Source organism: Streptomyces sp. NPDC004721 (assembly GCF_053601495.1).
The window spans coordinates 127,743-140,086 of the sequence record NZ_JBSGBZ010000007.1 but is presented as its reverse complement, the minus strand read 5'-3'; the positions used below and the strand labels follow the sequence as shown (position 1 = coordinate 140,086).

At 71.2% G+C, this 12,344-nt stretch carries 9 protein-coding genes; 5 read left to right on the top strand and 4 right to left on the bottom strand.

Translation table 11 applies throughout. The features are described 5' to 3' along the window. Window positions 1-19 precede the first annotated feature (19 nt). The 3 genes from ACWEK3_RS08435 to ACWEK3_RS08425 all read right to left on the bottom strand — a co-directional run bounded on the left by ACWEK3_RS08435 (window position 20) and on the right by ACWEK3_RS08425 (window position 2,889). A complete protein-coding gene (locus tag ACWEK3_RS08435) occupies window positions 20-925 on the bottom strand; it encodes a chitosanase (RefSeq protein WP_450537933.1) in 906 nt (301 codons plus the stop codon). 22 nt (window positions 926-947) lie between these two features. Then, window positions 948-1,868, bottom strand: a complete 921-nt coding sequence (locus ACWEK3_RS08430; protein ID WP_453249242.1) for a rhomboid family intramembrane serine protease — start codon at window positions 1,866-1,868, stop codon at window positions 948-950. 121 nt (window positions 1,869-1,989) lie between these two features. Next, complete coding sequence (locus tag ACWEK3_RS08425; RefSeq protein WP_376553118.1) at window positions 1,990-2,889, bottom strand: hypothetical protein; 900 nt, start codon at window positions 2,887-2,889, stop codon at window positions 1,990-1,992. Window positions 2,890-3,060: 171 nt separating this feature from the next. On the opposite strand from ACWEK3_RS08425, the gene ACWEK3_RS08420 reads away from it, so the two are divergent. The 5 genes from ACWEK3_RS08420 (at window position 3,061) to ACWEK3_RS08400 (ending at window position 10,410) form a co-directional block, all read left to right on the top strand. Next, window positions 3,061-3,408 (top strand): chorismate mutase, encoded by a 348-nt coding sequence (locus tag ACWEK3_RS08420; RefSeq protein WP_450537936.1) that lies wholly within the window; start codon window positions 3,061-3,063, stop codon window positions 3,406-3,408. 118 nt (window positions 3,409-3,526) lie between these two features. Further along, a complete protein-coding gene (pepN, locus tag ACWEK3_RS08415; RefSeq protein WP_453249241.1) occupies window positions 3,527-6,040 on the top strand; it encodes an aminopeptidase N in 2,514 nt (837 codons plus the stop codon). Window positions 6,041-6,239: 199 nt separating this feature from the next. Continuing rightward, window positions 6,240-7,571: an RNA-guided endonuclease InsQ/TnpB family protein gene (locus ACWEK3_RS08410; protein ID WP_453249240.1), complete on the top strand. Its 1,332-nt coding sequence runs from the start codon at window positions 6,240-6,242 to the stop codon at window positions 7,569-7,571. Between the two features lie 32 nt (window positions 7,572-7,603). Beyond that, complete coding sequence (locus ACWEK3_RS08405; RefSeq protein WP_453249239.1) at window positions 7,604-8,992, top strand: pyridoxal phosphate-dependent decarboxylase family protein; 1,389 nt, start codon at window positions 7,604-7,606, stop codon at window positions 8,990-8,992. Further along, window positions 8,989-10,410, top strand: coding sequence for a lysine N(6)-hydroxylase/L-ornithine N(5)-oxygenase family protein (locus tag ACWEK3_RS08400; RefSeq protein WP_450537940.1), 1,422 nt, complete (start codon window positions 8,989-8,991; stop codon window positions 10,408-10,410). The genes ACWEK3_RS08405 and ACWEK3_RS08400 overlap by 4 nt, the downstream gene beginning before the upstream one ends. Before the next feature lie 26 nt (window positions 10,411-10,436). Here ACWEK3_RS08400 and ACWEK3_RS08395 read toward each other — a convergent pair whose 3' ends face one another. Beyond that, window positions 10,437-12,260 (bottom strand): bifunctional metallophosphatase/5'-nucleotidase, encoded by a 1,824-nt coding sequence (locus ACWEK3_RS08395; protein ID WP_453249238.1) that lies wholly within the window; start codon window positions 12,258-12,260, stop codon window positions 10,437-10,439. Window positions 12,261-12,344: the final 84 nt, after the last annotated feature.

Here is a 12,344-nt window from a genome sequence, read left to right as displayed (position 1 = left end):
CCGCCGCATGTCCCAAGCGCTAGGACGCCTTGTACGTCTCCCCGTACACCTTCCACACCAGCGGGGTCTTCAGGTCCATGTTCCCGTCGTACAGGAACTGCCGCTGGGCGGTGTCGATGCGGCTGGTGTCGCGGTTCGTCTTCCGGGCCTTCATGGCCTCGCGGCGGATGTCCAGGAAGACGTCGAGGTAGCTCTTCTCCCGGCCGCCCGCGGCCGGGGTGTCGGCCTCCTTCAGGGCGTGCTCGCGCAGGGCGTAGAAGCCGTCCTTGTCGACGCCGGGGCCGTGGAAGACCATCGCGTCGTAGTAGATGAACTGGCCCAGCGTGCCGAGGCCGTCGAGCTTGGCGAGGCGGACGGCCGGGTTGAAGTAGGCGCGGTCGCGCTCGTCCTCCTGGGCCTTGCGGAACGCCGGACGTTCGGACTCCGCCTTCCACGCCGAGGTGAAGTCCGGGTCCAGGCCCTCGTGGGAGTCCGTGCCGTCCACCTCGCGCAGCGCCGGCAGGAAGCGGGCGAGGCCGTTGTCCGGGTGGGCCTTGGTGTAGCGCTCGACCAGGGTCAGCAGGTCGTGGGTACCGGTGCAGTAGCCGACGATCCCCGCGGTGTAGCCGTCGCCGTCGTCGACGTCCTCGATATAGCCGTAGGTGCTGCGCCAGTCGAGCGTGGAGTTCTCGGCGCTCGCCACGAGCCGCTGGGCCAGCTCCTTCTTCGCGGGCGCGGCCAGGCCCGGCGGTGCCTGGGCGACCACCTCGTCGTCCTGGGCCTTCTCCGACCGTTCGGCCCGCGCCTTGGCGTCCTCACGGGACTCGTGCGCGGCCGTGTGCTGCTTCGGCGCGGACGGGTCCGGGTCCCGCGGATCGAAGGCGAGCAGAACCGCCAACGCGACGACCGGAGTGGCCACCAAAAACAATATTCCAGGACGTTTCATGAAAATTACCGTACGGCCCTGATCAGGCCGCCCCTCCCGACAGTTCCGAGACCTTCGCCCAGCTGAGCGCCATGAGCAGGACCAGCAGGGCCACGCACACGCCCGCCTGGACCAGAGTGCGACGGCCGCCGCGCGGCGCGTACGCGTACGCCAGGGTCACCACGCCGCCCGCCAGCAGGCCACCGAGGTGCGCCTGCCAGGAAGTGAGCCCGGCGGAGATCACCAGCCACAGCAGCAGGCCCGCCATGTACCGGTTGACGTCGTTCATGTCGTAGCCCAGCCGGCGGGCCATGACGTAGTACGCGGCGCCGAGACCGAAGATCGCGCCGGACGCGCCGACCGTCAGGGCGTCCGGCGCGATCAGCAGGACCAGGACCGAGCCGCCGAGCGCCGACAGCAGGTACAGGGCGAGGTAGCGCGCGCGGCCCAACTGCGCCTCGACCACGCGGCCGGTGCTCCACAGCGCCGCCATGTTCATCACGATGTGCAGGATGCCGAACGTCCCCTCGGTGGCCGGCATATGCAGGAACGCGCCGGTCAGCAGCCTGTACCACTCGCCGCCGACAAGCCCCTCCGCGTGCATGTCGGAGCCGTACGGGTACTCCCACAGGTAGTGGCCGCCGTCGGTCCCCGCCAGTCCGCGCCCGAGCATCCCCAGACTGTCCACGACCGCCGGGCGCACCAACTCGCCCAGATAGGCGGTGACGTTGAGCCCGATGAGGACATACGTCACGACCGGCACCGCGCTGATCCGGCCGCCGAACGCCGTTCGCGCCTGCCGCACCGACCGGGCGCCCTCCCTCACACACTCCGGGCACTGGTGGCCGACGGAGGCCTCCCGCATGCAGTCCGGGCAGATGTACCGGTCGCAGCGGACACAGCGGACGTAGGACTCCACCTTGTTGTGGCGGTAGCAAGTGGTGACGGCGGACTCGGCATCCACGACCGGCTCCTCGGGCAACGCGGGGACATGGCTGAGCCGGTGGGGACGGCGGCGAACAAAATAGCGAAGTGCTGTGACAGATGGTAAAGGTGGGGCCCGCGATCCCGGAACCGCGATCAGGTCAGGTGTCGCACTCCAGGACGGTGCGGCACAGGGCGCACCGGGCGCGCATACGGCCTCCGACCGGGACCCTGATGCGCTGGTGGCAGGTGGGGCAGGAGAAGGACACGCGCAGGGGCTCCGGGCCGCCGCGGCTGAAGGAGTACGGCGCCTCCGGCTGGGCGAGCGGCGCACGGCCGTGGTCCTGGGCGTGCCGGCGGTCGCGGGCGTACCGGCGGCGGCCCGCCCAGCCCGCCGCCGTCAGGGGCGGCTGCTGCTCGTCACTGCGGGCCCGGGCCATGCCCTTGACGTACGCCTCGTACCCCTGGGGGCTGGTGAACCACGTCGAGGGATCCTCACCGAACACCAGCGCCCGCTTGGCCAGCACGTAGCCGAACTCCTCCGGAGTGAGGTAGCCGAGCTTCTGCGACGACACGCCGTCCTCCCGGAAGGCGTCCAGCAGCAGCCAGCCCGCGCCCAGGTACGTCGCCACCGTGTCCGTGAGGATCTCGTTGTCGCGGGTGCTGGGGAAGGACAGGTCCAGGCGGTGCAGGTAGACGTGGGTCACCTCGTGGGCGAGGGCCGCGCCGATGTCCCGGCGGTGGGTGCGGAAGCGGTCGTTCAGCTCGACGAAGTACTCGGGGCCCGCCGCCAGCTCGACGTTCGCCGCGTGCGTCATCTCGCGGAAGCCGACGATCATGCGGGCGTCCGGCAGCCGGTAGTGGCGGACCAGTTCGCGGGCCACGCGCTGGGCCCCCAGATGCAGGTCGTCGGTGTCGCAGAAGGCCACGTCGGCCGGGGCCACGCTGGTCGCGAACGTCTGCACGGTGCCGTAGGAGAGCCGCTTGTACAGGGAGGTGATCGCGGCCCGCACCGTCTCCAGATGCGGGTAGCCGTGCACCACCGGTCCGCCGTTCGCCACGTCCGAACCCCCAAAGACGCCCTGAACTCTCTCCCACTTTATGCGCGGGAGCCCCGGTTCCGCCCGGCGTCCGCGTCCCACGGTGCCTGGCGCCCGCCGTCCGCACCCGCTGTTGACCACGGGTCGGACGCTCATGATCGGAGCGCCGCCCACCCCGTAGGGTTGGAGCCCATGACCACCAGCAGCACCGGTACCGGTGACGTCGCCCCCGCCGTTCACGAGGAGCTCGCGCGGCTGCGCGAGAGCATCGACAACATCGACGCGGCCGTCGTCCACATGCTCGCCGAGCGGTTCAAGGCGACCCAGCAGGTCGGCCACCTCAAGGCCGCCCACCAGCTGCCGCCCGCCGACCCGGCCCGCGAGGCCCGGCAGATCGCCCGGCTGCGCTCCCTCGCCGAGGACGCCAAACTGGACCCGGCGTTCGCCGAGAAGTTCCTGAACTTCATCATCGCCGAGGTGATCCGCCACCACGAGCGCATCGCGGAGGACGCCGGCAACGGCGAGACACCGGCTACCTGACCGCCGCCTGCCCGCCTGCCCGCCTGCCCGCGCGCCGCCGAACGCGCCCCCGCGGACCGCGAACGCCTTGCGTCCCTCGGCGACACCCCCTCGTGTCCGCTCCGGGCCATCAGGCAGCATGGCGTCCATGTCCGTACTCACGCGCGACGAAGCGCAGACCCGTGCCAAGCTCCTCGACGTCCACCGCTACACCGTCGACCTCGACCTGACCGGCGGGGACGACACCTTCGACTCCCGGACCGCGATCCGGTTCACCGTACGGGCAGACCCGGACAGCACGGACACGTTCGTCGAGCTCAAGCCCGCCCACCTGCGCTCCGCCACCCTCGACGGACAGCCCCTCGACCCACGCGATCTCACCGGCAACCGCCTGCCGCTGAAGAACCTCGCCCCCGGTGAGCACGAACTGCGCATCGACGCCGCCATGCGCTACTCCCGCACCGGCGAGGGCATGCACCGTTTCACCGACCCCACCGACGGCGAGGCCTACGTCTACACGCAGCTGTTCCTGGACGACGTCCAGCGCGTCTTCGCCGCCTTCGACCAGCCCGACCTCAAGGCCGTCTTCGAAGTCGCCGTCACCGCCCCCGAGGGCTGGACCGTCCTCGCCAACGGCGTCACCGAGCACACCGGCGACGGCGTCTGGAAGGCCGCGCCCACCCCGCTGATCTCCACCTACCTCGTCGCCGTCGCCGCCGGCCCCTGGCACTCCGTACGCACCGAGCACCGCGGCCTGCCCTTCGGCATCCACTGCCGCCGCTCGCTGGCGCCCCACCTCGCCGCGGACGCCGACGAGATCCTCGACGTCACCCGCGCCTGCTTCGACCGCTACCACGAGAAGTTCGACGAGCCCTACCCCTTCGACTCCTACGACCAGGCCTTCGTCCCCGAGTTCAACGCGGGCGCCATGGAGAACCCGGGCCTGGTCACCTTCCGCGACGAGTTCGTCTACCGCTCCGCCGTCACCGACACCGAGCGGCAGACCCGCGCCATGGTCATCGCCCACGAGATGGCCCACATGTGGTTCGGCGACCTGGTCACCCTCAGGTGGTGGGACGACATCTGGCTGAACGAGTCCTTCGCCGAGTACATGGGCTACCAGACCACCGCCGAGGCCACCCGCTTCACCGGCACCTGGACCGACTTCGGCGTCGCCCGCAAGTCCTGGGGCTACGACGCCGACCAGCGCCCCTCCACCCACCCCGTCGCCCCCGACGCCGTCGACGACACCGCCTCCGCCCTGCTCAACTTCGACGGCATCTCCTACGCCAAGGGCGCCTCCGCCCTGCGGCAACTGGTCGCCTGGCTCGGCGAGAAGGACTTCCTGGCCGGTATCAACACCCACTTCAAGCGGCACCGGTTCGCCAACGCCACCCTCGCCGACTTCATCGACTCCCTCGCCTCCGCCACCGACCGCGACGTGCACGCCTGGGCCGAGGCCTGGCTGCGCACCACCGGCGTGGACACGCTCACCGCGTCCGTCGACGCCGTGCCCGGCCAGTGGACCCTCGCCCTCGACCGCGACGGCAGCCGCCCGCACCGCGTCACCGTCGGCGTCTACGACCGCGACCTGGGCGACGGCCGCAGCCTGGTCGTCCGGGAGCGCTACGAGACCGACGTCCCGCAGGACGGCGCCGGCCGCGCGCGCTCCGGCACCCGGCCCGCCCTGGTCGTGCCCAACGACCAGGACCTGACCTACGCCAAGATCCGCCTGGACGAGACCTCCCTGGAGACCGCCCTGCGCGGCCTGTCCGGCGTCCCCGACGCGCTCACCCGCGCCGTGGTGTGGAACACGCTGCGCGACATGGTCCGCGACGGTGAACTCGCCCCCGCCGACTATCTGGCGACCGCCTCCGCCCACCTGCCCGAGGAGACCGACCTCGCCCTCGTCCAGGGCGTCCTGGCCTTCGCCACCGGGCAGATCGCCGACCGGTACGTCGACCCCGGGCAGCGGCCCGCCGCCGTCGCCGCCCTCGGCTCCCTGTGCCGCGACCTCATCCGCCGCACCGAGGACGGCGACAACCCCGGCCTGCGCCTGATCGCCGTGCGCCACTTCATCGACGTCGCCGCCCACCCGGACACCATCGCCGCCTGGCTCGCCGACGGCACCGTCCCCGGCGGCCCCGAACTCGACCCGGAGCTGCGCTGGCGCGTCCTGAGCCGCCTCGCCGTCCTCGGCGCCGTCGACGAGGCCGCCATCGCCGAGGAACTCGGCCGCGACCCGTCCGCCACCGGCCAGGAGGGCGCCGCCCGCTGCCGGGCCGCGCTGCCCGACGCCGAGGCCAAGCGCGCGGCCTGGGAGTCGATGTTCGCCACCGACGAGCGCACCGACCTGTCGAACTACCTGTTCATCGCCACCGCGCAGGGCTTCTGGCAGCCCGAACAGGCCGATCTCGTACGGGACTACGTCCCCCGCTTCTACCAGGACGCGGTCGCCCTCGCCGACCGCCGCGGCCCCGCCATCGCCGAGGCCGCCGGACGCTGGGCGTTCCCGGTGCACGCCGTCGACGCCGACCACCTGCGGCTGGGCGAGGCCTGCCTGCACGACGGCGCCCCCACCCCGGCGCTCCGCCGCAAGCTCGTCGACCAGCTCGACGACCTGTCCCGGACGCTGAAGGTACGGGAGGCGTAGAACACGACCGGTCGCCGCCGGTCTGCGGGCCGGCGACGACCGGGATCACCGCCCCGCTGTGGGCACCCCGCGAAGCCGGCCCTCCTGCTCTCCTCCCCGAAGACCGGCGCTACGTCGAGCCCGTCCACCACCCCCTTTCCGAGGGGACGCCCGGCTGTTCAGGGCGGTGGTGTGGTGGTCACTCGTTCGTGTGGGCCTGGTGGGATTCGAAGAGGGGAGCGAGCGGTGGGATTACGTTGACGGCATGTCACGTTTTCGTATGTATCCGACGAGCGAGCAGGCGGGCATTATGCTCGAACACTGCGCGCACGCCCGGTACGTGTGGAACCTGGCCCTCGAGCAGCACGCGCACTGGGCGCCGGGCAGGAACCCCGCCCCGGGGTTTGCCGAGCAGTGCCGTCAGCTGACCGAGGCGCGCCGGGCAAGTGAGTGGCTGCACGCGGGGAATGCTGATGTGCAGCAGCAGGCATTGAAGGATTTCGCCAGGGCGAAGAACGCGCGGTTCACCTCCGGGCTCGGCGAGCCGACGTGGCGGAAGAAGTTCGTGCACGAGGGTTTCCGCGTGATCGGCACGGATCGGGTGCCGGAGTTCGAGGGCGACGGTAGGCCGAAGCTGAACGCCAAGGGCAGGCAGGTCATGAGCCGGTTGGTGGTGGTGCAGAAACTCAACCGGCGCTGGGCTCAGGTGAGGGTTCCCGGCTGTGGCTGGGTACGGTTCAGGCCCACCCGCCCGGACCTGCCCCAAGCGAAGACGTTCCGTGTCACCTTCCGCAACGGTCAGTGGCACATCGCGTTCGCGGTCATCCCCGAGCCGATCGGTGCATCCGGCACGGGTGGAGTCATCGGCGTCGACCGGGGAGTCAGGATCACCGCCGCGTTGTCGGACGGGCGGAAGCTGAACTGCCCGCAGCTCACCGTCCGGGAGCGTGCCCGGATCCGTAAGCACCAGCGTCGGGCGGCCCGCGCCCCGAAGGGAAGCGAGTGCAAGCGAGCCGAGCACGCCAAGGTGGCCAAGCTCAAGGCCCGCGAAGCCGGCCGACGCAAGGACTGGTGCGAGAAAACCTCGACGATGCTCGCCCGCGGCTATGACCTGGTGCGGTTCGAAAAGCTGAACATCAAGAACATGACCGCCTCAGCGGAGGGGACCATCGAGCAGCCCGGCAGGAATGTACGAGCCAAGGCTGGGCTGAACCGGGCGATCCTTGCCCAGGGCTGGGGCCTCCTGCGTCGTCGGACGCAGGAGAAGGCCCATGGCCGGGTCGAAGACGTACCCGCCCAGTACACGTCTTTGCGCTGTAGTGCCTGCGGATGGATCGAGAAGAACTCGCGCAAGAGCCAAGCCGAGTTCGTCTGCGTGTCCTGCGGGTTCAGCTGCAACGCCGATGAGAATGCAGCACAGAACGTCGCGGCAGGACAGGGCGGCATTCCCCGCCCCCGGCGCACAGCCGGTGCCGGAGGGGTGACAGCGGCCACCAGCCGCTCGAGCGCCCGTGAACCTCAACCCGCCTGGGTTGGAATCCCCCTCTTTTGAAAGAGGGGGAGGATGTCAAGGAGGACAGTCCCATGAGCACCCCGCCGCCCCCGGAGCACCCCGCCCGCCTCGCCTCCGGCCCCGACGGCCCGCACGCCCTGCGGCCCCTGCTCGACACCGTGCTCGACGCCCTCGACAGCGGCCGCCGCGCCCGCGGCGGCCCCCTGCCCGCGGGCGGGCCCGAGGTGGTCGCCGCCCGGGTGCGCGACGCCGTGGGCGAGGTCCTGCCCGAGCACGGCGACCCGGACGCCCTGCGCGGCCTCGTGCACGCGCTCGCCGAAGGCGCCGCCGACCCCGCCGACCCGCTGTGCGCGGCCCATCTGCACTGCCCGCCGCTCGCCGTGGCCACCGCCGCCGACCTCGCCGTCAGCGCCCTCAACCCGTCCCTGGACTCCTGGGACCAGGCACCCGCCGCCTCCGAACTCGAAGCCCTCGTCACGCGGACGCTCGCGCACGAGGCCGGCCTCGCCGACTCCGTCGTCACCACCGGCGGCACCGAGTCCAACCAACTCGCCCTGCTGCTCGCCCGCGAGTCCTGCGGCGGCGGCCTCCGCCTGGTCTGCGGTGCCAACGCGCACCACTCCCTGCCCCGCGCCGCCTGGCTGCTCGGCCTGCCCGAACCCGTGGTCGTGCCCGCACCCTCCGGCACCCTCGACCCCGCCGCGCTGCACAGCGTCCTCACCGACCTCGGCGGACCGCGCGGCTCCCTCCTCGTGGCCGCCACCGCCGGCACCACCGACGCCGGCCTCATCGACCCCCTCCCGGAGATCGCCGGACTCTGTGCCGCCCACGGCGCCCGGCTGCACATCGACGCCGCTCACGGCGGGGGACTGCTGTTCAGCGAACGCCACCGGGACAAGCTGACCGGGCTCGAAGCCGCCCACACCGTCACCCTCGACCTGCACAAACTCGGCTGGCAGCCGGTCGCCGCCGGACTCCTCGCCGTCCGCCACCCCCGCGACCTCGCCGTCCTGCACCAGCGCGCCGACTACCTCAACGCCGGGGACGACACCGAGGCCGGCCTGCCCGATCTGCTCGGCCGCTCCCTGCGCACCACCCGCCGCCCCGACGTCCTCAAGATCGCCGTCACGCTCAAGGCCCTCGGCCGCCGCGGCCTCGGCGCCCTCGTCGACCAGGTCTGCGCCCGCGCCCGTGAGTTCGCCGACCTCATCCACGACCACCCCGGCTTCGAGCTCCACGACCGGCCCACCATCAGCACCGTCCTGTTCCGGCCCGCCGGCGCCACCGCCGACGCCGTCGCCGCCGTACGCCGCCGACTCCTCACCGAAGGCCGCGCCGTCCTCGGCCGCGCCCGCCTCGACGACCGGCTCTGGCTCAAGGCCACCCTGCTCAACCCGGACACCCGGACCGAAGACCTGGCCGCCCTGCTGAAACTGGTGGAAGGAAGCACTCCCCGATGAACCATCCCGCGCACCACACCTCCCAGGCCCCCCGCGACCTGGTCGGCATCGGAATCGGGCCGTTCAACCTGTCCCTGGCCGCGCTCGCCCACCCGCTCATCGGCCTCGACAGCGTCTTCTACGAGCGGCGCCCCCGCTTCCACTGGCACCCCGGCCTGCTCATCGACGGCTCCCGCGTCCAGGTGCCCTTCCTCGCCGACCTGGTCACCCTCGCCGACCCGGCCAGCGAGTGGTCCTTCCTCAACTACCTCAAGACCCGCGGCCGGCTCTTCCCCTTCTACTTCGCCGAACGCTTCCACATCCAGCGCGCCGAGTACGACGCCTACTGCCGCTGGGTCTCCGAGAACCTGCCCGCGGTGCGCTGCGGCCACCAGGTCGACGCCGTCCGCTGGAACCCCGAACTCGCCCTCTTCGAGGTCGACTTCACTCAGCTCGACGCCGACGGAGAAGCACAGGCCGTCGGCCGCGCCCACACCCGCAACGTCGTCCTCGGCATCGGCACCGAACCCCATGTGCCCGCCCCGCTCAGGCCCCTCGCCGACGCCTCCGGCGTCCCCGTCGTACACGCCGCCGACTACCTCGGCCACCGCGACACCCTGCTCGCGGCCGGCCACATCACCGTCGTCGGCTCCGGACAGTCCGGCGCCGAGGTCTTCCTCGACCTGCTGCGCCACCGCCGGGCCGGCGGCGAGCGGCTGCACTGGATCGGCCGCACCGAGGCCTTCGCCCCGATGGAATACTCCAAGCTCGGCCTGGAGCACTTCACCCCCGACTACATGCGCTACTTCCACGCCCTGGCCGAACCCGTGCGCGACCGCCTCGTCGACGGCCAGTGGCAGCTCCACAAGGGCGTCGACGCCGACACCCTCGCCGCCATCCACGACGAGCTCTACCGCCGCACGCTGGACGGCGGCTGGCCCGACGCCGTCCTGACCCCCGGCGTCCGGGTCCGCACCGCCGGCCGGGTCGCCGGCTCCCGGATCGAACTCCACCTCGAACACGTGCAGCAGGGCACCCGCACCCGCCTCACCACCGACGCCGTCGTCCTCGCCACCGGCTACCGCGAACGCCCCGTCACACCCCTGCTCACCGGTCTCGACCCCTATCTGTGCCGCGACGGCAAGGAACGCCTCCGTGTCGACGAGCAGTTCCGCCTCGCCCTCGACCCGGCCATCACCGCCACCGGCTGCCATGTCTACGTGCAGAACGCCGAACGCCACACCCACGGCGTCGGCGCCCCCGACCTGGGCCTCGCCGCCTGGCGCAGCGCCACCATCCTCAACGCGGTGACCGGAACACAGGCCTACCCGCTGCCCGCCCGCACCGCCTTCACCACCTTCGGCCTGGAACGGGAACGGCCCCAGATCCCGCCGTCCCGCCAGGTCAAGGCGCTGACGCCGCTGGCGGACGGGATCTGAGGCCGTCCCTCGAAGAAGGAAACCGATCAGAACACCGGCGTGCCGTTACGCGTCAGCTTCCAGTCCAGCGACGCGAAGTCCTTCGGGTCGAGCACGCCCTTCGCCGTGACCCACTCCGCGATCCGGGTGCGGATCTCGGTCGACTCCGCCCACAGCTCCTTCGCCGAGGCCACGTGCGGGAACGCGCCGCCGCCGTTGGCCCGGTAGTTGTTCACCGCCATCACGAACTCCTGGGCGTCCTCCAGCGCCGCACCGTTGAACGTCAGGTTCTTGATCCGCGAACCGGCCGGCTGGGCGATGTCGATGTCGTACTGCAGCCCCGACACATAGTCGTAGTTGTAGTCCGGGCGGCCGCCCGCGTTCGTCAGCTTGTTCACGTCGACCGTCGCGCCGGCGGCCGTCTGCACGAAGTACTCCGCCGAGTACTCCAGGTACGCCCGCAGCTGGGCACCCGTCATCAACTTGGCGACCAGCGTGTTGTCGTACACGTACAGGCTCGACAGGTCCCGGATCGTCACCTTGCCGGCCGGGATCTCCGAGGTGCGCGAGAAGGGGGAGGCCTGCGAGACGACCGGCAGCGTGGCGTACTGCGTGCCCGCCAGCGCGGCCTTCACCACGTCCTCCTGCACCTTGTTGATCAGGTCGATGATCGGGGCGTCCTTGTAGCGGGCGTCGACGGTGGTGAGGGTCACCGTCGCCTGGCCGACCACCTGGTTGACGTACTTCACGACCTCCGCGTGCTGGTCCGACAGCAGCTTGGTGATCTTCGGGTCGTCGGCGACGGTGTTGGCGTTGCGCAGCGAGGCGGAGACCGACTCCACCTCCCACTGGCCCTTGACGAACACCAGCTCGATGTCGAAGAGGGAGAGCCGCTCGGCATAGCACAGCGGCTCCGACAGCACGACCGTCTTGCCGGTCTTGTCGTTGGCGACCTTCAGCTCCGCGATCTCCTTGTGCGCGTGGCCCACCAGGATCGCGTCGATGCCGGGCACCTGCCGGGCGATGTTCGCGGCGGCGTCCTCCACGTACGGCAGCTGGTCGCCGTACGACGAGGTGCCGGACGTGCCCGAGTGCGCCGAGACGATGACCACGTCCGCGCCCATCGAACGCAGCTTGGGCACCCACTTCGCGGCCTGCTCCTCAAGGCCCGGGAAGTCCAACTTGCCCTGGACGTAGGCCTTGTCCCAGATCGCGATGCCCGGGTTGGTCAGACCCAGCACGGCCACCGTCACCGGGGCGGCACCCGGCACGTGGAACTTCTTCATGAAGTACGGCGGGAAGGCCGGCTTCTGGGTCTTGTGGTCCACCGCGTTCGCGCCGAGCAGTGGGAAGTCGCACTGCTCCTCGAACTTGCGCAGCGTCTCGATGCCGTAGTTGAACTCGTGGTTGCCGAGCGCCACCGCGTCGTACCCGATGGCGTTCATGGCCTTGGCCATCGGGTGCACCGGACCGCGCTTGGCGGTGATCGGGTCGACCTTCGCGTAGTAGTACGTCAGCGGGGTGCCCTGAATCGTGTCACCGGCGTCCAGGAGCAGCGTGTTCTCACGGCCCTTCTCCTTGCGGACCTGGTCGACCAGCGTGGAGACCCGGGCCAGGCCCTGGGCGTTGCCCGCCGCGTCGCTGTACTCGCCGTCCTTGAAGTAGTCCCAGTTGAACACGTGCCCGTGCAGGTCGGTCGTGCCCATGACGGTGAGGGAGTAGCGCTTGCCCGGCTTCTCGGGGTTCTTGCCCGCCGTGGCGGAAGCGGCGGGCGCGGCCTGCGCCGCCGGAGCCGCCACGGCACCGGCCAGCGCCACCCCCGCCCCGGTGGCGGCGGACTTCGAAAGGAACTTCCGGCGGTTCAACGGCATGTCTGGTTCTCCTCGTGAACAGGTCGATGACGCGCGTAGATTCTGGCGGCCCGCGACGAACCGCAACACCCCCGGAAGGTTGCG

Coding starts and splice junctions, on each gene's coding strand:
- ACWEK3_RS08435 (WP_450537933.1), bottom strand. CDS start 925: ATGAAACGTCCTGGAATATTGTTTTTGGTGGCCACTCCGGTCGTCGCG.
- ACWEK3_RS08420 (WP_450537936.1), top strand. CDS start 3,061: ATGACCACCAGCAGCACCGGTACCGGTGACGTCGCCCCCGCCGTTCAC.
- pepN (WP_453249241.1), top strand. CDS start 3,527: ATGGCGTCCATGTCCGTACTCACGCGCGACGAAGCGCAGACCCGTGCC.
- ACWEK3_RS08405 (WP_453249239.1), top strand. CDS start 7,604: ATGAGCACCCCGCCGCCCCCGGAGCACCCCGCCCGCCTCGCCTCCGGC.
- ACWEK3_RS08400 (WP_450537940.1), top strand. CDS start 8,989: ATGAACCATCCCGCGCACCACACCTCCCAGGCCCCCCGCGACCTGGTC.
- ACWEK3_RS08395 (WP_453249238.1), bottom strand. CDS start 12,260: ATGCCGTTGAACCGCCGGAAGTTCCTTTCGAAGTCCGCCGCCACCGGG.